The organism is Mesorhizobium sp. M0408, assembly GCF_040321495.1.
Taxonomy (GTDB): Bacteria; Pseudomonadota; Alphaproteobacteria; order Rhizobiales; family Rhizobiaceae; genus Mesorhizobium.
Genome location: NZ_JAMYRO010000019.1, coordinates 62,284 through 84,725, shown reverse-complemented (window position 1 = coordinate 84,725; position 22,442 = coordinate 62,284). Strand labels below are relative to the sequence as shown.

23 protein-coding genes, 1 tRNA gene and 1 pseudogene are annotated in these 22,442 nt (G+C 63.5%); 7 read left to right on the top strand and 18 right to left on the bottom strand.

All coding sequences use genetic code 11. The features are described from left to right. Positions 1 to 46 precede the first annotated feature (46 nt). Positions 47 to 880, bottom strand: a complete 834-nt coding sequence (locus NKI67_RS22275; protein WP_023674763.1) for a universal stress protein — start codon at positions 878 to 880, stop codon at positions 47 to 49. 78 nt (positions 881 to 958) lie between these two features. Next, positions 959 to 1,708, bottom strand: coding sequence for a competence/damage-inducible protein A (locus tag NKI67_RS22270; RefSeq protein WP_352646789.1), 750 nt, complete (start codon positions 1,706 to 1,708; stop codon positions 959 to 961). Between the two features lie 149 nt (positions 1,709 to 1,857). Here NKI67_RS22270 and NKI67_RS22265 point away from each other — a divergent pair, with 149 nt between their 5' ends. Beyond that, the gene (locus tag NKI67_RS22265; RefSeq protein ID WP_352646787.1) at positions 1,858 to 2,844 is read left to right on the top strand and encodes an alpha/beta fold hydrolase; all 987 of its coding nucleotides are present in this window, start codon (positions 1,858 to 1,860) and stop codon (positions 2,842 to 2,844) included. Between the two features lie 186 nt (positions 2,845 to 3,030). On the opposite strand, the gene NKI67_RS22260 is transcribed toward NKI67_RS22265, so the two are convergent. The 8 genes from NKI67_RS22260 to NKI67_RS22225 all read right to left on the bottom strand — a co-directional run bounded on the left by NKI67_RS22260 (position 3,031) and on the right by NKI67_RS22225 (position 9,735). Continuing rightward, a complete protein-coding gene (locus NKI67_RS22260) occupies positions 3,031 to 3,924 on the bottom strand; it encodes a carbohydrate ABC transporter permease (protein WP_023674766.1) in 894 nt (297 codons plus the stop codon). 1 nt (position 3,925) lies between these two features. After that, positions 3,926 to 4,777, bottom strand: a complete 852-nt coding sequence (locus tag NKI67_RS22255) for a carbohydrate ABC transporter permease (protein WP_502894452.1) — start codon at positions 4,775 to 4,777, stop codon at positions 3,926 to 3,928. 191 nt (positions 4,778 to 4,968) lie between these two features. Then, entirely contained in the window at positions 4,969 to 6,294 is a 1,326-nt protein-coding gene (locus NKI67_RS22250; protein WP_352646783.1) for an ABC transporter substrate-binding protein, read from the bottom strand. A gap of 33 nt (positions 6,295 to 6,327) precedes the next feature. Then, complete coding sequence (locus NKI67_RS22245; RefSeq protein ID WP_352646781.1) at positions 6,328 to 7,413, bottom strand: ABC transporter ATP-binding protein; 1,086 nt, start codon at positions 7,411 to 7,413, stop codon at positions 6,328 to 6,330. Between the two features lie 165 nt (positions 7,414 to 7,578). Then, positions 7,579 to 7,818: a DUF2188 domain-containing protein gene (locus tag NKI67_RS22240; RefSeq protein WP_023674770.1), complete on the bottom strand. Its 240-nt coding sequence runs from the start codon at positions 7,816 to 7,818 to the stop codon at positions 7,579 to 7,581. Between the two features lie 28 nt (positions 7,819 to 7,846). Next, complete coding sequence (locus NKI67_RS22235) at positions 7,847 to 8,140, bottom strand: DUF982 domain-containing protein (RefSeq protein ID WP_352453484.1); 294 nt, start codon at positions 8,138 to 8,140, stop codon at positions 7,847 to 7,849. A 62-nt stretch (positions 8,141 to 8,202) separates the two neighbouring features. After that, positions 8,203 to 8,535 carry an SH3 domain-containing protein gene (locus NKI67_RS22230; protein ID WP_352646779.1) on the bottom strand — a complete coding sequence of 111 codons (333 nt, stop codon included), beginning with the start codon at positions 8,533 to 8,535 and terminating at the stop codon, positions 8,203 to 8,205. Positions 8,536 to 8,631: 96 nt separating this feature from the next. Beyond that, on the bottom strand, positions 8,632 to 9,735 hold the full coding sequence (locus tag NKI67_RS22225; protein ID WP_352646777.1) for an NADH:flavin oxidoreductase/NADH oxidase: 1,104 nt from the start codon (positions 9,733 to 9,735) through the stop codon (positions 8,632 to 8,634). Positions 9,736 to 9,888: 153 nt separating this feature from the next. Between NKI67_RS22225 and NKI67_RS22220 the strand changes: the two genes are divergently transcribed. Further along, complete coding sequence (locus tag NKI67_RS22220; protein ID WP_352646774.1) at positions 9,889 to 10,467, top strand: NUDIX domain-containing protein; 579 nt, start codon at positions 9,889 to 9,891, stop codon at positions 10,465 to 10,467. A 189-nt stretch (positions 10,468 to 10,656) separates the two neighbouring features. Here NKI67_RS22220 and NKI67_RS22215 read toward each other — a convergent pair whose 3' ends face one another. From NKI67_RS22215 to NKI67_RS22205, 3 genes are all read right to left on the bottom strand, one after another. Further along, positions 10,657 to 10,965 (bottom strand): type II toxin-antitoxin system RelE/ParE family toxin, encoded by a 309-nt coding sequence (locus NKI67_RS22215; RefSeq protein ID WP_352458602.1) that lies wholly within the window; start codon positions 10,963 to 10,965, stop codon positions 10,657 to 10,659. Then, positions 10,962 to 11,249, bottom strand: coding sequence for a ribbon-helix-helix domain-containing protein (locus NKI67_RS22210; protein WP_023674775.1), 288 nt, complete (start codon positions 11,247 to 11,249; stop codon positions 10,962 to 10,964). The genes NKI67_RS22215 and NKI67_RS22210 overlap by 4 nt, the downstream gene beginning before the upstream one ends. A gap of 259 nt (positions 11,250 to 11,508) precedes the next feature. Further along, positions 11,509 to 11,594: transfer RNA gene (locus tag NKI67_RS22205), tRNA-Leu, on the bottom strand. 278 nt (positions 11,595 to 11,872) lie between these two features. On the opposite strand from NKI67_RS22205, the gene NKI67_RS22200 reads away from it, so the two are divergent. Together NKI67_RS22200 and ade are read left to right on the top strand one after the other, a co-directional pair. Continuing rightward, the gene (locus tag NKI67_RS22200; protein ID WP_023674779.1) at positions 11,873 to 12,325 is read left to right on the top strand and encodes a cupin domain-containing protein; all 453 of its coding nucleotides are present in this window, start codon (positions 11,873 to 11,875) and stop codon (positions 12,323 to 12,325) included. A gap of 573 nt (positions 12,326 to 12,898) precedes the next feature. Then, positions 12,899 to 14,710 carry an adenine deaminase gene (gene ade / locus NKI67_RS22195; protein WP_352646771.1) on the top strand — a complete coding sequence of 604 codons (1,812 nt, stop codon included), beginning with the start codon at positions 12,899 to 12,901 and terminating at the stop codon, positions 14,708 to 14,710. A 268-nt stretch (positions 14,711 to 14,978) separates the two neighbouring features. On the opposite strand, the gene NKI67_RS22190 is transcribed toward ade, so the two are convergent. From NKI67_RS22190 to NKI67_RS22180, 3 genes are all read right to left on the bottom strand, one after another. Further along, positions 14,979 to 16,142, bottom strand: a complete 1,164-nt coding sequence (locus NKI67_RS22190) for an alpha/beta hydrolase (RefSeq protein ID WP_352458454.1) — start codon at positions 16,140 to 16,142, stop codon at positions 14,979 to 14,981. Between the two features lie 132 nt (positions 16,143 to 16,274). Then, positions 16,275 to 17,348, bottom strand: a complete 1,074-nt coding sequence (locus tag NKI67_RS22185) for an alpha/beta hydrolase (protein ID WP_352458455.1) — start codon at positions 17,346 to 17,348, stop codon at positions 16,275 to 16,277. 103 nt (positions 17,349 to 17,451) lie between these two features. After that, positions 17,452 to 18,846, bottom strand: a complete 1,395-nt coding sequence (locus tag NKI67_RS22180) for a hypothetical protein (protein ID WP_352570886.1) — start codon at positions 18,844 to 18,846, stop codon at positions 17,452 to 17,454. A 128-nt stretch (positions 18,847 to 18,974) separates the two neighbouring features. Here NKI67_RS22180 and ilvA point away from each other — a divergent pair, with 128 nt between their 5' ends. Together ilvA and NKI67_RS22170 are read left to right on the top strand one after the other, a co-directional pair. Further along, a complete protein-coding gene (gene ilvA, locus NKI67_RS22175; protein WP_023674785.1) occupies positions 18,975 to 20,231 on the top strand; it encodes a threonine ammonia-lyase IlvA in 1,257 nt (418 codons plus the stop codon). Continuing rightward, complete coding sequence (locus NKI67_RS22170) at positions 20,228 to 20,800, top strand: DUF1697 domain-containing protein (protein WP_031211246.1); 573 nt, start codon at positions 20,228 to 20,230, stop codon at positions 20,798 to 20,800. Before ilvA ends, NKI67_RS22170 begins: the two co-directional genes overlap by 4 nt. Before the next feature lie 8 nt (positions 20,801 to 20,808). On the opposite strand, the gene NKI67_RS22165 is transcribed toward NKI67_RS22170, so the two are convergent. Together NKI67_RS22165 and NKI67_RS22160 are read right to left on the bottom strand one after the other, a co-directional pair. Next, on the bottom strand, positions 20,809 to 21,102 hold the full coding sequence (locus tag NKI67_RS22165; protein WP_023674787.1) for a DUF2218 domain-containing protein: 294 nt from the start codon (positions 21,100 to 21,102) through the stop codon (positions 20,809 to 20,811). 233 nt (positions 21,103 to 21,335) lie between these two features. Next, complete coding sequence (locus NKI67_RS22160) at positions 21,336 to 22,229, bottom strand: LysR family transcriptional regulator (protein ID WP_352570888.1); 894 nt, start codon at positions 22,227 to 22,229, stop codon at positions 21,336 to 21,338. A 96-nt stretch (positions 22,230 to 22,325) separates the two neighbouring features. Here NKI67_RS22160 and NKI67_RS22155 point away from each other — a divergent pair. Beyond that, positions 22,326 to 22,433: pseudogene (locus NKI67_RS22155) on the top strand ((R)-mandelonitrile lyase); the annotation flags it as partial. Positions 22,434 to 22,442 lie beyond the last annotated feature (9 nt).

Below are 22,442 nucleotides of genomic sequence, written 5' to 3'. Positions count from 1 at the left end.
GCAAGGGCGCGGCAAGGCGATTGTCCTGTCAGCGATCCCTGCAGACCTAGCGCGACAGGAAAGCCGCCACCGGTGCGGTGCGCAGCACCGTTCGCGTCACCCCGCCGAACAGCAGCTGGCGCAGCCAGGAATGGCTGTAGGCGCCGAGCACGAGCAGGTCCGCACCCGACTCGGCGACCCTGGTCTGGATGATGTCGTCAACGGAAGCGCCGCCGGACCTCAGCACCGAGACGCTGACGGTCGCGCCATGCCTGGACAGCGAGGCGGCGATCTCCGCGCCGGCTGTTTCCGGCGCCTCGTCGAGCGTATCCGGCGGGTCGATGACGACGATGTCCGTCTTCTCGGCCTCGATGATGAAGGGCAGGGCATCGAAGGCCGCGCGCGCGGCTTCCTTGCTGCCGTTCCAGGCGAGCAGCACGTGCTTGAAGCTGGTCACCAGCGGACCCGAATGCGGCACCACCAGCACCGGCCGGCCGGCGTCGTAGACCAGCGTGTCGACGTCGGCGCTCGGGTCGCTGCCCGATTCGCGCTGGGCGGCGATGATCAGGTCCGCGGTGCGAACGGTCGAGATGCCGGTCAGCGCACTGTCGCCGGAAAAACTCTCGAGACTGCGCCACTCGAACGACAGGCCGGAATCCTCGATGCGCCTGTGAAAGGCGGCCTGCAACTTCTCGGCGCGCTCCCGGTTCATATCGGCGGAAACCTGCAGGAACTCGGTGTCCGGAAAGCCGGTAGCCGAGGTGTAGGGCACGGGCAGCGCCTCGGCATGGATGCCGATCAGATGGCTCTGGAATCGGCCGGCCAGCGGGATCGCGCAGTCGAGGACGCGCTCGGCGTCCTGTTCGTTCTGCAATATGGCGACGATGGTCTTGAAGCGCATGGCAGTCCCTCATTTCTTACGGCGATCCCATCGGTGACAAACGTCACTGCGCGATGCTGGTTCCGTCAGGCCGGCCGATCAGCCCACTCGGCTTGCCTTGATCAAGCCCGCCACCATAGCCTCTACGTCGGCGCGTGCGGAGTCCAGTGCCTGCTGGCTGCGGGCGCGCACCACCAGTTCCGTCCAGAACTTGCCGTCGCCATATTTCGGGTAGGAGCCGATGATCGTGTCCGGATGCGCCTTCTGGATGTCGCCCAGCGGCCCGCCGATCAGGCCTTCGCCGAACGGGCATTCCACGGTTGCCGACAGCATTTTGGTGCCGGCCCGCAATGTCGGCACGACATTGTCGAGCATCGCCTGGAAAATCGCCGGCACGCCGGCCATGACATGGACGTTGCCAATGCGAAAGCCCGGCGCAACCGACACTGGATTATCGATGTGGTGTGCCCCGCGCGGCATCCGCGCCATGCGCTTGCGCGCTTCGGTGTATTCGATGCCGCGGGCGGCGTAGCTTGCCTCCAGCAGGGCGTAGGCCTTGGCGTCGTATTCGCATGGCACGCCAAAGGCCTTGGCAACGGAATCGGCGGTGATGTCGTCATGCGTCGGGCCGATGCCGCCGGTGGTGAAGACATAAGTATAGCGGGTGCGCAGCGCATTCACCGCAGCGACGATCTCGTCTTCCTCGTCCGCAACGATGCGCACTTCCTTCAGGTCGATGCCGATCGCCGTCATGATGTCGGCGAGGTGGCCGATGTTCTTGTCCTTGGTGCGGCCGGACAGAATCTCGTCGCCGATGACGAGCATGGCGGCGGTGACGATTTCGGTCATGACTGGCTCCGGCAAACGGGTCGCCTGAGATAGCGCGGCAAACGGCCGGCGGCAATGCCGCCAAACGACGGATCTACCTGTGCCACCTCCCTTGCAGTGCACCCGTCGGCGGGTGATGCTGCGTGCCGGTTTGGAGCCCTGAGCAAGACATGCCGGCATCGATTCTGCTATGGCTACCCGGCGCGCTGTTTCTGCTGGCGCTCGTCGTAGCAGCCTATCCGATGCTGGCGACGCTGCGGATCGCGGCGAAGGCCGAAAGGCTGGTGCCGGCCAGTGGCAAATTCATCGAGATCGACGGCAACCGCATCCATTATGTCGAGACGGGCGAGGGGCGGCCGATCGTCTTCCTGCACGGCCTCGGCGCGCAGCTTCATCAATTCGGCCACACGCTGTTCGGACGGTTCGGCCCGAACTATCGGCTGATCGCGCTCGACCGTCCGGGCTCCGGCTATTCGGTGCGGGCCAGGGGCGCCAGCGGACGGCTGCCCGAGCAGGCCGAGATCGTGCGGCATTTTATCGACGCGCTTGGGCTGGAAAAGCCTCTGGTCGTCGGTCATTCGCTGGGTGGCGCCATCGCGCTGACGCTGGCTATCGAGCATCCAGAGGCGATTTCCGGCATCGCCTTGCTGGCACCGCTGACCCATCTGGAGCCGGACGCGCGCGAGAAGTTCGGCCCGCTGTACATCAAGTCGCCGCTGCGGCGCCGGATCATGGCTCATACGGTGGCGATCCCGGCGGCTCTCAAATATGCCGAAGCGACGCTTGCCTTCATTTTCTCGCCGCAGACGGCGCCGGCCGACTATATGGTCGAGGGCGGCGGCTGGTGCGGGCTGAGGCCAAGCCATTTCTATGCAACGTCGACCGATGTCGTGGCCATCGAGCACGACCTTGGCCGCATCGAGCAACGTTATCGCGAGATCACCATGCCGGCCGGCATTCTGTTTGGTGCTTCCGATCTCGTGCTGGGCATCGATATTCAAGGCTGGCCGGTGATGGAAAAGATCAGGGGGCTGCATTTCGAGCCGGTCGAGGGGCTCGGCCATATGCCGCAATTCGTCGAGCCGGAACGGGTCGTCGCTTTCATCGAACGCATTGCCGAGCGCGCATTTTCGCCGAAGTCCGACACCGGCAGCTGACACCCTCCCGGAACCTCACGCGTTCCTCACGCAAAGGTGTGCAAGCCTGTCTCCGACGCCAACGCCAACACGAATGTCAACGATCAATACTGCGGCAAGTAACCGGCCGTAGCCTCGGCCGGCAGGGTGCCTACCCCAGGCATTCCCGGCCGCCGGGAATACCTCCGAACGCAATCACGATGCTGGCTATTCCTTCACGGCTCCGGTCATCGAGGAAACATAGTGCTCGACAAAGAACGAATAGAGCACCACGACCGGCAGCGAGCCGATCAGCGCTCCCGCCATCAGCGCCCCCCATTCATAGACGTCCGAGCGCACCAGCTCGGTGAGCACGCCGACCGGCACAGTCTTGTTTTCGGACGACTGGATGAAGGTCAAGGCGTAGATGAACTCGTTCCATGACAGCGTGAATGCGAAGATGCCGGCGGAAATCAGGCCCGGCACCGATAGCGGCAGCACGATCTTGGTGAGGATCTGCCAACGGCTCGCCCCGTCGATCAGCGCGCATTCTTCCAGCTCGAACGGGATCGAGCGGAAATAACCCATCAGCAGCCATGTGCAGAACGGGATCAGGAAGGTCGGATAGGTGAGGATGAGCGCGAACGGCGTGTCGTAAAGTCCAAGGTTGAACACCATCACAGACAGCGGAATGAACAGGATCGAGGGCGGCACGAGATAGGCGAGGAACACCGCGAGGCCGACCTGCCGCGCCCCGGAGAACCTCAAGCGTTCGATCGCATAGGCAGCGAACACCGCAGCCAGCAGCGACAGGAACGTGGCGGCGGTCGAGATGATGATCGTGTTGAGCAGCCAGCCCGGATAAGACGTCTCGAAGAGCAGATAGCGGATATGCTCGAGCGTCGGATGCACCACCCAGAACGGATTGAAATTGGCGTAGTCGGTCATCTCGAGGTTGGGCTTAACCGCCGTGATCGTCATCCAGTAGAACGGAAACAACAGCACGATGACGAAGATCAGCAACGGCAGGTAGACCGTCACCACGCGGCGCGGCAAACTCTGCAGGTAGCCCATGCCGCCTTCGTCGAGTTCCGGGCGTTTGCTCGTTTCGATCGCGGTCATGTCAATCTCCGCCGCCCTGCTGCCATTTGCGACGCTGCAGGCCAAAATAGCTGAACAGGATCGCCGCCAGCAGGAACGGGATCATGGCAACTGCGATCGCGGCGCCTTCGCCAAGCTGGCCTCCGGAAATGCCGCGCTGGAACGACAGCGTCGCCATCAAATGCGTGGCGTTCACCGGCCCGCCGCGCGTCAGCACATAGATCAGCTGGAAGTCGGTGAAGGTGAACAGCACCGAAAACGTCATGGTGATGGCGATGATCGGCGTCAGCAGCGGCAGCGTCACATAGCGGAACAATTGCCAGCGGCTGGCGCCGTCGAGCGTGGCGGCCTCGTAGAGCGACTGCGGAATCGTCTGCAGGCCGGCAAGCAGCGTGATCGCCACGAAAGGAATGCCGCGCCAGACATTGGCGGCGATGACCGAAGCCCGCGCATTCTCGGGATCGCCGAGGAAGTTGATGCGATGGTCGATCAGGCCCATTTCCATAAGCGCCCAGGACAGGATCGAGAATTGCGAATCGTAGATCCACCAGAAGGCGATCGCCGACAGCACCGTCGGCACCACCCAGGGCAGCAGGACGATCGCGCGGAAGAACGACTTGAACGGCAGGTTCTGGTTGAGGATAAGCGCCAGCCACAGGCCGAGCGCAAACTTCAGGACCGAGGCGCTGATCGTGTAGAGCAAGGTGTTGAAGACGGAGAGCCAGAAGACGGCGTCATCCCACAGATATTCGTAGTTCTCGATACCGATGAAGATGCCGGGGCGGCCGATGCGGGCATCGGTGAAGCCGAGCCAGACGCCGAGCCCGAGCGGATAGGTCAGGAAGACCAGTAGCAGCGCCGCTGCCGGCAGCATGAAGCCGAAGCCAAGCGCGTTATGACTTTCGGACACGAACGTCAGAATGCGCGACAGCGTCGACCGGCGTGGCTGAACGGCAGCGGAGGTCACGGCCATGGGTCGGCTCCTCTAAGGTCTCATTGATCGGCGGGCGGCCGCGACGCAGTCCAAAGCCAGCCGGGCAGCATGGCTGCCCGGCTGAATCCGGCTCAAACGCGATAGTAGCGGTTTGCGCGCTTCTCGGCTTCTTCCATCGCTTCTTGCGGCGTCGCCTGGCCTGTCACCGCCTTGGCGAACATGTCGACCAGCACATAGTCGGCCATGGTCGCTGCCGAGGCATAGCCAAGCGGGCCGGCGTAGCCGTTGGGCCGCAGCGTCGCCGAGGCCTTGGCGTAGGCGGCATTGTTCGGATCGGCCGTCCACACCGGGTTGTTGTCGAAGGCTTTGAGCGTCTGGCAGCAATAACCCGCCGACGACGTGATCCACTGCGACATTTGCGGATCATCGAACATGAACTGCAGGTAGGCCTTGGCGGCGTTGGGGTAGGGCGTGTAGTCGAAGATCACGGCCGTGGTCACCTGGAACAGCTCGACGGATTTTCCGACCGGTCCAATCGGCAGGTTGGTGGTGCGGATGTCCTTGGCTATCTCAGTGAGCTTCGGATCCTTGTCCTTGTTGATCTTGGCGGTGTTGTAGGCCGAAATGCCGTTGGCGATGACGCTCAATTGCCCGGCCAGGAAGGCGCGGTTGTTGTTGACGTCGAGCCAGCTTTCGGTACCGGGAATGAAGGTCTTATAGAGCTCCTGCGCGTATTCGACTGCCTTCAGCGTCTCGGGGCTGTTGATCGTCACCTTGCCGCTCTCGTCGACCATCTGACCGCCATGGCTCCACAGCAGCCAGTGGGCGTAGTTGTTGCCGTCGCCGACGCCGTGGCCATGCGTGAAGCCGGCAGGGTGCCCCTTTGCCTGCAATGCCTTGCAAAGCTCGAGCAGGCCCGCCGTGTCCTTCGGAAATTCGGAGAAGCCGGCCTCCTTCACCCAGCTTTCGCGATAGACGATGGCATTGCCGATGGTCGCCAGCGGCAGGCCGAGGAATTTGCCTTGCCGTGTCGCATATTGGTGCGGTCCGTCGTGCCAGCCGCCATATTTCGAGCCGAGATGTTCGCCCAGTTCCGTCACGTCGTGCAGCTTGTCGGGATATTGGTGCGGGTCGTCGAACCAGACGAACATCAGGTCCGGACCGGAGCCGACATTGGCGGCGACCGCCGCCTTGGGGCGGATGTCCTCCCAGCTTTCCTTGTCGACGCGGACCTCGACACCGGTCGCTTCGGTAAAGCGCTTGGTGTTGGCCAGCCATTGATCCTCGTCGCCCTGCACGAAGGGCGACCAGCGCAGCAGCCTGAGCTTGGCGCCGTCCTCGGGCTTGTATTTCAACCCCTCCTGGGCAAAGGCGGGAGAGCCGATGAACCGGCTTCCCAAGGCTCCCGCCGCCGCACCGGCGGTGGTGCGGATAACGTCGCGTCTGGTGAATTTCATGCTCGCTTCCTCCTGCTTATTGTCCTTGCCGTCCTACTGCCCGATGGGTGTTTCGAACCGCTGTCCGGTTTTGCCGTGAAAGAGATGGATGAGGCCAGGCTCGGCCGTAAGCCGGATGGTTTCGCCCGGCGTAAAGGAATGGCGTTCCCGGAAGTTTGCGACGATCTCCTCGCCGCCGGCGGTGCGGCCGATGAGCTGCACTTCGGACCCTGTCGGCTCGACCACCACGACGGTGACCGGGATGCCCTGATGGTCGGACAGCCGTAAATGCTCGGGCCGTATCCCCAGCACGACCGGCTCACCATTGCCGATGGAAAGTGCCGAGGCCAACGGGACCGAAATCCCTCCGGCGCCGCGAAATGACGGCGAGCCGTCGCTTACGATCTCGCCCCTGAGCATGTTCATGGCGGGCGAGCCGATGAAGCTGGCGACAAAAAGATTGTTCGGCCGGTCGTAGAGTTCGAGCGGCGGCCCGATCTGCTCGACGATGCCGTCATGCATGACGACGATCTTGTCGGCCATGGTCATCGCCTCGATCTGGTCGTGGGTGACGTAGACCGTCGTCGTCTTCAGGCGCTGGTGCAGTTCCTTGATCTCGGCGCGCATCTGCACCCGGAGCTTGGCATCGAGATTGGATAGCGGCTCGTCGAACAGGAAAACCTGCGGATCGCGCACGATCGCCCGGCCCATGGCAACGCGCTGGCGCTGGCCGCCGGAAAGCTGGCGCGGATAGCGGTCGAGCAGCGGCACCAGTCCCAGGATTTCGGCCGCGCGCCGCACGCCGGCATCGCTCTCCGTCTTGGGAACGCCCTTGAGCATCAGCGAGAACGCCATGTTCTCGGCAACCGTCATATGCGGGTAGAGCGCATAGTTCTGGAAGACCATGGCGACGTCGCGCTCCTTTGGCGCAACGTTATTGACGACACGTTTGCCGATCGCGATCTGGCCGCGCGAGATCTTTTCCAGGCCGGCGATCATCCTGAGAAGGGTCGACTTTCCGCAACCCGAAGGACCGACCAGCGTGACGAACTCGCCGTCGTTTATATCGACGCTGACCCCGTGCAGGACCTCGACGGTCCCAAATGATTTGTAGACATCGCCGATTGCGACAGACGCCATCGATCTCCTCCCGATTGATTCCTGCAACGACTTCGAAGGAAACCGCTTTCCTGCCTGGCCCGCGACAGCGCCCAGGCTCCTCCCCGGTCACGCGCGATGTGAGACGGTAGCGCTACCAAACCGACCTGTAAAGCACGCCGGCATCACCCTGGATATCGGCGCACTCTAATCCGAAACCTCGGTCTGCGGCCGGTCGCGGCCGTCTGCGAGCTCGTCGTGCCATTTGCCGTCGGCGTCCTCGTACTGGATGCCGTCGGTGTTGCCGGCGACCTGCTGTTCGGCGGAAGCGATCTCGGCGGCGCGCAACGCGTCCTGATGAGTGGGGAACGTTTCGGAGAATGTCGAGCCGACCTTGTAGGCCCAGCCTCCGTCATGCTCGACGATCTTATAGGTCAGTTTCGCCATGAAACCCTCCGGTTGAAAGCCCGTTGCCTCAATGCAGCCTGTCGTCGGCCAGTCTGTCGTCTGGCAGCCTGTCGTCTGCGACCAGCACGTCCGATTCCCTGGCGGCTTCGATCAGTGCGCGGCGCGCATCCGCCGTCGAACGATAACCTTCCAGCACTTTTAGGCAAGTGTCGAGGGCATCACGATGACGCGGCCCGCGATTGAGTGGCCAGACCGTCATCAGGCACTCCGCCGCCTCCTGGGCGCTGCGGATCTGCCGATATTTGCCGACATGGCCGAGTTCGACCACGACCGGCTTTTCAAATGGCTTGCTGTCCATCATCGCCGCCAACGCGGAGCGGCCGATTTGGTTGCAACTGCTATTTTAGCTCAGGCGAAAATAGCTCAATAGCCGCAGTCGTTGCGCAGCCAGCGTGCATTCGCCCAGCCGGTGCGGCCGCCGAAATCGACCTTGTACCAGCTTCCGCGGCGGTCGAAGATCTCGGTTTGGTCGCCGTTGAATAATTGCCCGATCATGCGCGACGACGAGTTCGGTCGGGCTCGAACGGCGAGAAAGCCGCTTCCCGTCGCCAGATTGTAGTGCCTGGAAAGGCCGTGCACCGTGCCTTCGCAATATTGCGCCCCAGCCGGCGTCGATGCGGCGAACGACAGCCCGGCCAACACCGCGGCAGCAGCGCAATGGAATTCCCCCTGAACGACATGTCTCTGCTCCCCCAACCCGCCGCGCCCAGCCGCGGTCCCGGCCACCCTACACCGGCAGAGGATCAAAGCGAAGCAGTGATGCCCCGCCCAGCGAGGTGAGAACCGGCCCCTTCAGTTCGCCGCCTTCATCCAATGCTGCATCGTTGTCACCGAGCGGGCAAGCTGCGGCGCCGGGTGGATTTCTTCGCCAAAGGTGGCCGCGGCGCGCCAGCCCCAGCGCGGATCGGCGAGGAAGGCGCGCGCCAGCGCCACCATGTCGGCGCGCCCGTCGGCGACGATCGCCTCGGCCTGTTTCGGATCGTCGATCAGGCCGACGGCCCGCGTCGGGATGCCGACGGCCTTGCGCACCGCTTCGGCCAGATGAACCTGGTAGCCGGGCCCGGAGGGCAGCTTCTGCAACGGTGAATTGCCGCCGCTCGAGCAGCAGAGATAGGCGACGCCGGCTTCCTTCAGCGCTTTTGCCACTTCGATCGCATCCTCGACCTCGAAGCCGCCATCGACCCATTCCTTAATCGACAGCCGCGCGCCCAGCATCAGCCTGGGCACCGCCTTCTTCACCGCCTTGGCGATCTCGACGGCGAAACGCATGCGGTTTTCCAGCGAGCCGCCCCAGCGGTCGGTGCGCCGGTTGGAGAGCGGCGACAGGAACTGGAAGATCAGATAGCCATGCGCGGCATGCAGCTCGATGAAGTCGAAGCCGGCGCGCTCGGCCCGCCGTGCCGCTTCTGCGAAGCGTTCGATGATTTGCAGGATCTCGTCGTCCTCCAGCGCCCGCGGCACCTGCCAGCCGGTGTCGTAGGCGATGGCCGAGGCCGACACGATCGGCCACGGATCTTGATCGGCATACAGCGGGCCGCCGCCCTCCCAGGGTTTGCGGTTCGAGGCCTTGCGGCCGGCATGGGCAAGCTGCGTGCCGAATTTCGTGCCCGGCGCGGCGACCCGCTTGGCTGCATCCAGCGTGCGTCGCGCGGCCGCCTCGTTGTCCTCGGAATAGAGGCCGAGACAGCCATGCGAGATGCGGCCGCGCCGTTCGACATCGGTCATCTCGACCGTGACCATGCCGGCGCCCGACATCGCCAGGTTCATCCAGTGATAGAGGTGCCAATCGCTGGCCGAGCCGTCCTCGGCCGAATACTGGCACATCGGCGCGACCGCGATGCGGTTGGGGAAGGTCAGGCCGTCGAGGGTGATCGGCTGGAAAAGCGATGAGGTCATAAAAAACTCCGGAAAGGGTTGCCGCTATTTATGCAGCCGATTGTGCCAGCGCCAGACACGAGACGGTGAACCGGCGCTCTGGACCAATTGGTGGCCCGATTGCACGAACCGCCGTTCGCGGCTACGCCTTGCCGCGGCAGCAGGGAGTCCACCATGGAAGATCGCATTCGCATCCGCTCTGAGGAAGTCCTTTCCGACGAGTGGGCGGTTTTGAAAAAGACCGTCTTCGACTATCGCCGGCGCGACGGCAAATGGGAAACGCACACCCGCCAGACCTACGATCGCGGTGACGGCGCGGTGATCCTGCCTTTCGATCCGGAGCGTTCGACGGTGCTTCTGGTGCGGCAGTTCCGCTACCCCGCCTACGTCACCGGCCACAAGGAGCCGCTGATCGAGGCCTGCGCCGGCCTGCTAGACCAAGACGATCCCGAAACCTGCATCCGCAAGGAGGCCGAGGAGGAACTCGGCTATCGGCTGAAGGACGTGCAGCGGCTGTTTTCGCCCTATATGAGCCCCGGCAGCGTCACTGAGCGGCTCTGGTTTTTCGTCGCCCGCTACTCGCCCGCCGACCGCATTTCCGACGGCGGCGGCGCCCACGACGAAGGCGAGGACATCGAAGTTTTGGAGATGCCGCTCGACGAGGCACTGGCCGGCATCCACGACGGTCGGATCATCGACGCCAAGACCATCATCCTCATCCAGCACCTGAAGCTGAACCCGATCGGGAGGTGAGCCATGCCGGAAGCTGGACCCTGCGAGGAAGCGCCCGGCCGGAACCCCTTCCACCAGGCCGCCTTGCGGGGCTGGGACAAGGCGACGCTGGTTGCGGCTGGAGGCCTGGGGCTGAACAGACTTCTTTCGCCGGCGCGATCGGCGAGGCTCCACTGGGGCAGAGGTCTTATCGCCCGATCGTTACGCCCGTTAGCCTTTGTCCTTGAGGTCCGCTTCATAGTCCTGCCCGCCGTAATAGACGCCGAGGACGGCGATGGTGTCGGCTTCGGCCGTGAAGGCAATGCTGACGCGGCGGCGGTAGCCTAGAACGCGGAGGCCGGGACGAATATCGTCGCGGCGCGTTCCGCGCTCGGGAAACGGCTCGAACGCGTGGCAATAGGCCACGATGCCGCCAACGAACGATTCCGCACGGGCTGTGGAGGAATATTCCTCTATGTAGCGATACAGCGCATCCAACTGGTGCTCCGCTTGCGCGGAAAATACAACCCTGCGCGTCATTCCTTAGTGGCATCGTCGCGCCGCGCGGCGGCGCGGTCGCGGATACGCAGCATGACCTGCTCGGCAGGGATGGCGCTGGACGGATTCGCCTTGTACTCGTCGTAGCTCTGGGCGACTTCCTCGCGCAGCCAGCGTTCAACGGCGGCGTCGCGGTCGAGCAGCGCGCGCACGCCCTCGCGCAGCACTTCGCTGACGGAGGCGTACGCGCCGGATTCGACCTTGCGCGCGACGGCCTCGGCCATGTCGCGCGGGAGGGTGATACTTATCGGCTGGGTGGTCCGCATGGGCGGGCTCCTTTTCCACCATATAGCAGCCGATGTGACAAAATCATATCGAAATTGCTGGCGATGATGCGTGTGACCGATACCGCCACCCTTGCCTGAGTGCGCTTTGGAAGCTGGCAAACGAACATGCGGACACCGGATACGCATATCGCAGATCCCGCATCGGCTCGCCGGCTCCTGGTCGAGAAATGGCATGTGGCAGCCTGTATTCGGCGAGTTCATGCTCTTGCTTAGGCCGCAATGGCGGCGCCGATGTTGCTGGTGCGGACGACGGGAATCGAACCCGTACGATCAGAGATCGAGGGATTTTAAGTCCCTTGCGTCTACCAATTCCGCCACGTCCGCAGGCCAGCCCTTTTCAGCCGCCAGCCAAAGGCCGTCAAGCCGTCTTCTGCCGTCGACAAATCTGGCACTGGAAGCTAGCGAGGCCGATCACCTACAGTGATACAAACAAAATCGTTTCACCTGGAAATGTTTTTAGCGGCAGCTTCCGCGGCTACCGCGAATGCGCGTCCCCCGTTCGCAGGATGCGTTCGGGCGCTCTGCCCTGATAGACTCCAATTGGCAAGTGGATCGGCGCGCCGATACTCGACGCCGTCCTCTACAGACACTGGGAGATTGTCATGCTCAAGCTTGCCTCTGCCCTGGCACTGCTGCTTGTTGGGACGGCGCCTCTGTTTGCCGATGAGATGCCGATGAACGCCAAAGACATCAAATGGGGTCCTGCTCCTGCTGTCATTCCCGCTGGCGCGGAAATGGCTGTTGTCGCTGGAGATCCCTCAAAGGACGGCGCCTATGTGCTGCGGTTGAAGACACCCGCCGGCTACAAAATTGCCGCACATAATCATCCCACCACGGAATACGTAACGGTGCTTTCCGGCAACTTCCATATTGGAATGGGCGATAAGCTCGACGAGGCGAAAGGTGTCGAACTGACTGCTGGCGGCTTCGGCGTCGCGCCGGCCGGAATGAATCACTTCGCCTGGACGACAAGCGATACGATTATCCAGGTTCATGGCGAGGGGCCATTCAAGATCATCTACGTCAACCCGGCAGACGATCCGAGCAAGAAGTGACAGTTCGGGATCGAATTGATTGAACCGGCCGAAGGCTCGAACGATGGAGTGCGTCGAACTCCGCGACCGTCGATTCAGAAGGATCCTCTAACGAGACGAAAGCTGATTGGCCGCAACGGAATCGTATTCCGCTTGGGCCATTTTGCCGTGAATGGCGCCATAACAGAAAAACCCGCCTCGAGAGGCGGGTTGTTGGAGCCAATTGGCACCTTACCCAAATTAGTAGCATAGCTGCCGGCACAAAGCAAGAACAAAAGTTGCTGCGCCGGCACAAAATGCGCTTGGCGATTGGCGAAAGCCGTGGTGGCATCAATCTCCCTCCTTGAGGGGGAGATGGCCGGCAGGCCAGAGGGGGTCGTCGCGCGTCGAGCGCCAGCCTGTTTGTTCGCGGTAAAGGCCAGCCTGTTTTGTTCGCGGTAAAGGTTCGCGTCAGGACGTCCCGACCCCCTCTGTCGCCTTCGGCGACATCTCCCCCTCGAGGGGGGAGATCTGCAACTTCGCCGTCCGCGTTTTACTTCCTCGCTGGTCAAAATCCTCGCGGCTTGGCACAGTCGGGCAAAGAGGAGCCTGTTGATGCCGAAGACCGCCAATGCGACGAAACCAAAACCCTGGGCCGAGATGGCGACGCATCTGGTCGATGTCGCCATGGGCCGCAAACCCGCCGATCTCGTCATCCGCAACGGGCGCTGGGTCAACGTCCATTCGGGTGAGATCATCGCCGGCACCGACATCGCCATTGCCGGCGGCCGCTTTGCCTATTGCGGGCCGAACGCCGGCCATGCCATCGGCCAGGGCACCAAGGTGGTCGATGCCGGCGGCCGCTATCTGGTGCCGGGGCTTTGCGACGCGCATATGCATGTCGAGAGCGGCATGGTGACGGTGACGGAATTCTGCCGCGCGGTGATCCCGCATGGCACAACTTCGATGTTCATCGATCCGCATGAGATCGCCAACGTGCTCGGCCTGCCGGGCGTGCGGCTGCTGCATGACGAGGCCGTCGCCATGCCGGTCAACGTGCTTGTGCAGATGCCGTCCTGCGTGCCCTCCGCACCGGGGCTGGAGCATGCCGGCGCCGAGCTGACCGTCGCCGACGTTGCCGAAGCGATGACCTGGGAAAACATCATCGGGCTCGGCGAGGTGATGAATTTTCCGGGCGTCGCCGCCAACGATCCGGTGATGTCGGGCGAGATCGCGGCGACGGTGAGGGCCGGCAAGACCGTCGGCGGGCATTATGCCTCGCGCGATCTCGGCCTGCCGTTTCACGGCTACGTTGCCGGCGGCCCGGAGGATGACCACGAAGGCACGCGCGCCGAGGACGCCATCGCCCGCGTCCGCCAGGGCATGAAGGCGATGCTGCGGCTGGGCTCGGCCTGGTATGACGTCGCCTCGCAGATCAAGGCGGTGACGGAGAGCGGGCTCGACCCGCGCAACTTCATCCTGTGCACCGACGACAGCCATTCCGGTACGCTGGTGCACGAAGGCCATATGGACCGGGTCGTCCGCCACGCCGTCAGCCAGGGCTTGAAGCCGGTGACGGCGATCCAGATGGCGACGCTCAACACCGCCCAGCATTTCCGGCTGGAGCGCGAGATCGGCTCGATCGCGCCGGGTCGGCTCGCCGACCTGCTGATCATCTCCGACCTGGCCGAAATGACCATCGACGAGGTCTATGGCCGCGGCGTCAGGCTGGCCAAGGGCGGCAAGCTCGAAATTGACATTCCGGCCTACAATTATCCGCGGACGGCGAAGAACACCGTCAAGCTCGGCAGGAAGCTCAAGGCAGGCGATTTCGACATCGCGGCACCCATGGGCGCCAACGAGGTGCGGGTGCGCGTCATCGGCGTCATCGAAAACCAGGCGCCGACGCGGGCGCTGGAGGCCGATCTTGCCGTCGAGGACGGGCTGGTCGCCATGGATCGCCGCAACGATGTCTGCCAGATCGCGCTGGTCGAGCGCCACAAGGGCACCGGCGGCGTCACCAACGCCTTCGTCTCCGGCTTCGGCTATATCGGCGACTGCGCCATGGCCTCCAGCGTGGCCCACGATGCCCACCACATCATCGTCGTCGGCACCAACAAGCAGGATATGGCCCTGGCCGTGAACCGGCTGGGCGAGGTCGGCGGCGGCGTCGTGCTGTTCTCCAGGGGCAAGGAACTGGCGCTGGTCGAAATGCCGATCGCCGGGCTGATGTCGGACGAGCGGGCGGAAATCGTCGCCGCAAAGGCGGACCAACTCAGCGACGCCATGCGCCAGATGGGCTGCTCGCTCAACAACGCCTACATGCAGCACTCGCTGCTGGCGCTGGTCGTCATCCCCGAGCTCAGAATTTCCGACGTCGGCCTTATCGACGTGACGACGTTCCAGAAGGTTGATCTGTTCGTTTGAAGAATCACTGAACCCTGGAGGGACAGCGCCCTGGACAGCGCCCCCCTCTGTCCTGCCGGACATCTCCCCCTCAAGGGGGGAGATTGGCAGTTTCGTTGACAGCGCCTTGTTCGTCAAAGATGGAGATTGGCGAAAGCCGAAAGTGGCGGCCAATCTCCCCACTAGAGGGGGAGATGTCCGGCAGGACAGAGGGGGGCGCGAAGGATCGCTGCAGAGCGTTTTTGTTGACAGCTGCCAATCACCGGCGCGTTTGGCAGCAGAGGTCGGCTCACCCGCCGGTGGCGATGGTCAGCACTTTGAACGGCGTGGTGATGACGATTTCGGCGACCGAACCGACGGCCTTGCCGAGGCCCTGGCCGAGATTGTCGAGCTGGGCCGGCGCGGTCTCTTCGGAGGCGAGGCCCGCCGGGGCGCGCAGGCGGTCGCCGAGCAGCTGCACCAGGAACGGGTTGTCGGCGAATTTGGCGTGGTTCAGCCGGTCGCCGCCCTTGGTCTTGGTCAGGTCGACCACCGAGACGCCATAGCTGGCGAGGTCGGCCGCGTCGCCATAATCGCCGACGCGCGGCTTGTCGCCAGAGATCAAGGTCGACAGCCTGAGCGCCCGGTCGTCGCCCGAAAGCAGCACGGCGAACGGCTTGTCGGGCTTGCCGTAGCGGATCATCTGCTTCTTGAACACGTCGACGTCGATGTCGGGTGAGGCCAGGATGACGTAGCCGAGCTTGCCGCCGAGATCGCGGTCGCCGGTGATGGCAAGCTGGCGCAACGCTTCCATGGTCACCCAGGTCCCCATCGAATGGGCAATGATGTCGATGCTCTTGGCGCGGCTCTTGGCGAGCATGCGCAGCGTCGCTTCGAGATCGTCGCGCGCCGCATTGGCGCTTTCCTTGTCGTAGATGTAGCCGGTCGTCTTGCCGCTCGACGCCCACGAAAACAGCACCGGCGTGCCCGGATATTTCGTGTCGTGCGCGATCTGCGTCAGCCGGTAGATGCCGTCGTCGAAGCCGTTGTTGAAGCCGTGCACGAAAACCAGCGCGCGGTCGCCGCGCATCGCGATATCGGCGCCGACCGCCTTGGCGAATTGCGGCGCGCCTTCGTAGAAGGTGACGCCGGTCGCCGTGAAATCCTTCGCCGGATTGCTGTTGGCCGAGCCCTTGACCCGCTCGATGGCGCCGAGCTGGTGGATCTTCGGCACCGTCACCTCGACGCTGGCAAAGCTGGTGGTCGGCGAACGGTCGCCGTCGAACACCTGCCGGGGCGCTTTCGTTGCCTTTTGCCGGGTTGTGGCGACGAAGATCTTGTGCGTCGCCGCAATGTCCGAAGCAGGCACCGTGATCGTCGTCTTGTTGAGCAGATCGTGCGTGTTCTGGCCGGCGCAGCTTGCCAGCGCGAGCGCGAACGCAACGACGAGAAAGATCTTCGAAGGCACGGTCACGCGGGCTCCCGCAAAGGCGACGTCGAGCCGGAGACGTCTTGGCCTATTCGATAGAGGCAGAGCCCGGCACGGTCCAGTTCAAACTGTTCCGATGGTGCGGCAATGGTCAACAATCACTGCCGCGCAATGCAGCTATTGTCCGACCGAGGCGATGCGGTCGGTCACCTCGCGGTCGCTGGCAAACCCGTCATCCTCGCGCAGCTTCTGGCCGATCAACTGCACCAATTCCGGATTGTCGGCGAATTTGGTGTGGTTGAAGCGGTCGGCTCCCTTGACGCTGGAGAGATCGACGACCGACACGCCATAGCTGGCGAGGTCGGCGGCGTCCTTGTAGTCGCCAACGCGCGGCCGCGCGCCGGCTATCAGGCCGGAGAGCCGCAGCGCCCGGTCGTCGTCGGAGAGCAGCAGGATGAACGGCTTGTCCGGCTTGCCGTAGCGGCGCATCTGGCTCTTGAACACGTCGACGTCGATGTCGGGCGAGGCCAGCACGACGTCGCCGAGCTTGCCGCCGAGATCGCGGTCGCCGGTGATGGCGAGCTGGCGCAGCGCCTCCATGGTGACCCAGGTTCCCAGCGAATGGGCAACGATGTCGATGCGCCGCGCGCCGGTCTGCGCCAGCATTCTCAGCGTCACTTCCAGCTGGTCGCGGGCAACGCTGGCGCTTTCCTTGTCGTAGACATAATCGGTGGTCTTGGCGCCCGACGCCCAGGAAAACAGCACCGGCGTGCCCGGATAGCCGGAATCATGGGTGATCTGGGTGACGCGGTAGACGGCGTCGTCGAAGCCGGTGTTGTAGCCGTGGACGAAGACCATGACACGGCCGCCGCGCGCCGCGATGTCGGCACTGAGCGCGCTGGAGAATTTCGGCTGGGTGTCGTATCCGACGACCTCGGAAGCCATGAAGTATTTGGCCGGATCGTCCGACTTGCCGCGCGAGCGCCGCTCGATCTGGCCTGTCTTGTGGATACCGGGGACGGTGACGTTGACGCGGGCATAGTTCAGCGTCGCCGAGCGCTCGCCGTCGAAGACCTTATCGGGATCGTCGGAGCGCTTGCGCGTGGTTGCGATGAAGATCGAGTGGTTGCCGGCGATTTCCGTCACCGGCACCGCCATCATGGCGCTGCCGAGCAGTTCCTCGGTTTGGCGCCCGCCGCAGCCGGCGAGCAGCGCGGCAATGAGAATGATACAAATCGTCTTCAAGGGCACTTAAGCAATTCCACTCCGGCCTGACCAAAGGCCCATCCACCTCCGCCGCACCTCCCGGACAGGCCAAGTGCGGCGGAAGTAAGTCGCAGGCGCCGAAATGCGCTCAGCGCCTCGCGACTGCCATCGCACTGTTGCGCGAAAGCCAGAACGGCGGCAGGAACGCCGGAATGTTGGAAAACGGCAGCACTTCCGGCTTCAGCCTTATGCCGAGCACGTCGGTCATGAAGGCGCGGCGCGCCTCGATGCGGCGCCAGGCTTCGGGATAGCGCGCGGCGATCTCTTCGCGCAGCGCCTCGTCGGCCAGCGCGATGCCGTCCTCGATGTTTGTGGTGAAATAATCGGTGCCGGTCGCCGGGATGATGTCGACCTGCAAGGCCATGCCCGACTTCAATCTGATGTCGGAGCCGGAAAATACCGGCGAATGCATCCATTCGTCGATATGGATGAGATGGCCGGGGTTGAGCGCTACGCCGAAGAACCGATCGCCGATGCGGTCGTGCACCGCTTGCCACAACGCGCCGCCGGGAACGCCGATGCCGACCGTCTCGTACCAGTCGACGACGGCGCAGAAATAGGGCGCGACCAGCTTCTCGACATAGTCCTGGATGCCCCTCGGAAGCTCGGCCGCGTCCTCGACCAGAAAACCGGCGCGGGCATTGAGCGAGCCCTGGATGCCATAGGCCATGGTGATCGGGTCGCCGCGCTTGATGATGTCGAGGCGCGGGCTCGGCAGGCCATAGGCCGCACGCTTGCCGGCCGACAGCATCGGGTGACAGCATTGCGGCAGGCCGTTGATGCCCATCAGCTGCGCCGCCTGCAATTCGGTCATGCCGGGTTCGATGCCTTGCAGGACATTGCGCAGGCCTTGCGAGGAATAGGTCGCGGCGAATTCGAACGCGGCCAGTTGGTCGGCCTCATTGATGGCGCGCAGGCCGTCGGCGGGGTTCATCAAAAGGTTCGCCGCGTTGACGACCGTGCCCCTATCGCCGGCAATGGTACGCAGCGTGTCGGCGATGAAGGACGGCAGGTCGAGCGTCGTTTCGCCAAAGCCGGAATCGCCGGGGCCGAGCGGTTTCCAGCCGATGGCGCCGATGCGCTGGCCGGCCTTCAGGCCGCAATCGGCAAGGATGTCGGAAAGCGACTGCGAGCGGTCGCGCGGCTGCGCCGGCAGCGAGAACGTCTGGTAGAGCACGCGCTCGTAAGGCCCGTCGCAGATCTCGGCATAGCCCCAGCCCTCGTTGCCGACCAGCAGTTTCGGCGGCTTGCCGGGAACGATGATGAGCAGCGTCTCCTCGAAGCGCGGATCGTAGCCGCAGAGGTAGGCGACATTGGCCGCATGTTCGCGGTCGCCATAGACGACGAAGGCATCGAACCCGCCAAGTGCGACCAGCGCCGCGATACGGGCCTCATAGGTGGCGCGGGGCACTAGCGGCATCACCGTCGGCTCGCCGAACTCCGGCAGCGACACGGTTTTCCGGGCTACCGATGCGACAGGCATGAGCAAACGCCCCCAAATGCTTACGTTGATTCCGGAAATGCCCCTTCGGGGCGGCCGGACAATGGCTTCACGAGGCCAGATATGCAATAGCGGGACCGAACTCGCGTAGCCTGTGGGGTGCTCTTGCCATGACCAGTTTCTCCTCTCGCGTCGCTGCCGCCGCTGCGGCGATCCGCGAGATTTTTCCGGAGACGCCGCTGCAGGAAAACGACTATCTGTCGAAGAAGACCGGCGCGCGGGTGCTGCTGAAGCGCGAGGACCTGACGCCGGTGCGCTCCTACAAGATCCGCGGCGCCTTTAACTTCTTCCGCAAGGCGCTCGCTGCCGGTAACAATGCCGAGCTGTTCGTCTGCGCTTCGGCCGGCAATCATGCGCAGGGCTTTGCCTTCGTCTGCCGCCATTTCGGCAAGAAGGGCGTCGTCTTCATGCCGGTGACCACGCCGCAGCAGAAGATCGACAAGACGCGGCTGTTCGGCGGCGCGTTCGTCGAGATCAGGCTGGTCGGCGATTTCTTCGACGACTGCTATCGCGCCGCACTCGAATTCACCGAAACTGCCGGCGCCCACATGGTGCCGCCTTTCGACCACAAGGACATTATCGAAGGGCAGGCGACCGTCGCCTACGAGATATCAGGCCAGATGCCCGGCGCGCGCATGCCCGACATTGTCATGCTGCCGGTCGGCGGCGGCGGCCTGGCCGCCGGCGTCACCCATTATTTCGCCGACCAGCAGCGTGAAACACGCTTCGTCTTTTGCGAGCCGCTCGGCGCGCCGAGCCTGAGCGAGAGCCTCGCCACCGGAAAGCGGGTCAAGCTCGCCAAGGTCGACAATTTCGTCGACGGCGCAGCAGTGGCCGAGATCGGCCGCGAGCCGCTGCGCCACCTCAGGGAGTTTGCCGCCGACACCGTGCGGCTGATCCCGGAAAACCGGCTCTGCGCGACCATGATCGAAATGCTCAATGTCGAAGGCGTCGTGCTCGAGCCGGCCGGCGCGCTGGCGATCGATGCGCTCAAAGATTTTTCCAGGAAGGAAATCAGGGGCAAGACCATCGTTGCCGTGGTGTCGGGCGGCAATTTCGATTTCGAGCGGCTGCCGGATGTGAAGGAACGGGCGCTGCGCTTCGAGGGCTTGAAGAAATACTTCATCATCCGCTTTCCGCAACGGCCCGGCGCGCTGCGCGATTTCCTCGAATTGCTGGGTCCCGACGACGACATCGCCCGCTTCGAATATCTGAAGAAATCAGCGCGCAATTTCGGTTCGGTGCTGATCGGCATCGAAACCAAGGACCGCCGCAATTTCGACCTGCTCAAGGCGAATTTCGACGCCGAGAGCGTCCATTACCAGGACATCACCGACAACGAGACGCTCGCCGGGTTCATCATATGAGCAGCAACGATCTTCCGAACGCTCCGGCGAACGTTTTTATCGCGCTGTTTTCCGGCATCAATGTCGGCGGCAACCGCATCGTCAAGATGGCGGAACTCAGGTCATTTTTTGAGCAGCTCGGCTTCTCCGATGTCGCCACCTATGTGCAGAGCGGCAACGCCGTGTTCCGGTCGCCAGATGGCGATGCGGCGACGCTGACCAAGCGGTTGGAAGCGGAATTCGAGAAGAAATGGGGGTTCCATTCACGCATCATGGTGCGCGATCTCGGCTGGCTCGAGCGGCTGGCGGCGGACAATCCCTATCCGGAAGTGGCCGGCGAGCCGACGAAGCTGCATGCCTATGCGCTGGAGCGCCGGCCGACCGCCGAGGAGGTCGCCCGGCTGGCGGAAAAATGCACCGGGCCAGAACGCTTCGAGATCAAGGGCGACGTGCTCTACCTGCATGCGCCTGACGGGCTCGGCAAATCGGTGTTTGCCAATCTCATTCCGCGCGTTCTGAAGGTGCCGGGCACGGCGCGTAATTGGCGCACCGTGCTGATGCTGCTGGACATGGCCAAGGCCGGCGGTTGACAGGTCGTCTACGCGGCCGGAGCGCGTTTCCAGTCGAATGCCAGCGCTTCACGGAAGGCGAAGCGCTTGATGTGCTCGGCGACGACCGTTTCCAGGCGCTCGAGCGAGCCGGCTTCATCGGTCGTCACCGCAATGTGCAGCGCAGCCGGGTCGGCATCGAGAACCGTGCGGCCGAGCGTCAGATCGATGGTGCCGTGGTTCGGGTCGAATTCGACGGGAAACTTGTGCGCCCAATGTTTGCACAGCTGCTGCAGATAGCGGCTGGCGTGTTCGGTGGCGACGTCGACATGGCTGGTCGGCATAAATGAATTCTCCTGGGGCACGCCCCTGTTGGCGTGATTGGGCGCCAGCCTGGGAGGCGGGCGCGACAATCGGATAGATAGGTGCCGCCTCGCGGATCGGCAAAGGCTGCCGGACGCATCCGTCCCCAGGCGGGGCCAAAACTCGCGACACATCGGCGCCAGACGCGGACCGCGCGAACGAACGTGCTCGCGATCATTAACTCGGGTCGATTGACCGCCGATCTTCTCCCGCGTCAGCCCCGGTATCGCAGGGTCTCCACAACGATGCTGAACGCAGGCGTCGGCTGGCGTCGGCTCGGGTAATAGAGGTGATATCCCGAATAGGGCGGGGTCCAGTCCGAGAGCATTTGGACGAGTTGGCCGCTGTCGAGGTAGGGCTGAACCTGGCCCTGCGGCAAGTAAGTCACGCCGAAACCATCCAGAGCGGCTTGCAACATCGGATTCCCGCTGTTGAACGTCAGTTGTCCGTCGACGCGCACCCGCAGCTCCCGGCCGTTCTTCTCAAATTCCCAGGCATAAAGTCCGCCATAGGTCGGCAGGCGAAGATTGATGCAGTCGTGGCTCGTCAGATCCTGAGGCGTTCGCGGCATTGGGCGTTCGGCGAAGTAGGACGGCGCCGCGACCGCTGCCATGCGCAAAATCGGCCCGATGGGTACGGCGATCATGTCCTTGGCCACCATCCCGCCGAGCCGCACGCCGGCGTCGTATTGCTCCGCGACGATATCGGTCAGGCCGTAGTCGATGACGATCTCCAATTTTATGTCGGGATAGCGCGGAAGCAGCTTGTGAAGCGCGGGCCAGAGCACGGCCCCAACGGCATATTCATCCGTCGTAATACGGATGTTGCCGGCCGGCTTCTCCCGCAATTCGCTGAGCGCCGCGAGTTCGAAGTCGATCTCCGCGAACCGCGGAGCCAAGGTCCGAAGGAGGCGTTCACCCGCCTCTGTCGTCGTCACGCTGCGGGTCGTCCGCGTGAGCAGCCGAACTCCCAGCCGCTCTTCGAGCGTACGCATCCCGTGGCTCAGGGCGGATGGAGAGATGGCGAGCTTGGCGGCGGCCCGAGTGAAACTTCGCTCGCTCGCGACCATGACGAAGGCGGCAAGATCGTTGAGGTTCGCTCGAGCCATTGCTGAATCTCACTCACAAGTACATGCACAAACTAGCACCTAATCGCATGATTGGGCGACCCTTATATTGCTTGCGAGCAGAACAGCCTGCCACACAACTGGCACGGCGCGACGCCCACGACGGCGATGACCCATCTTCCCGTCACCGAAGCCCTCGACGGCAAGGCGGTCGAGTGGACGGAGAAAGTGACGGATGAGGAATATCTCGCCGGC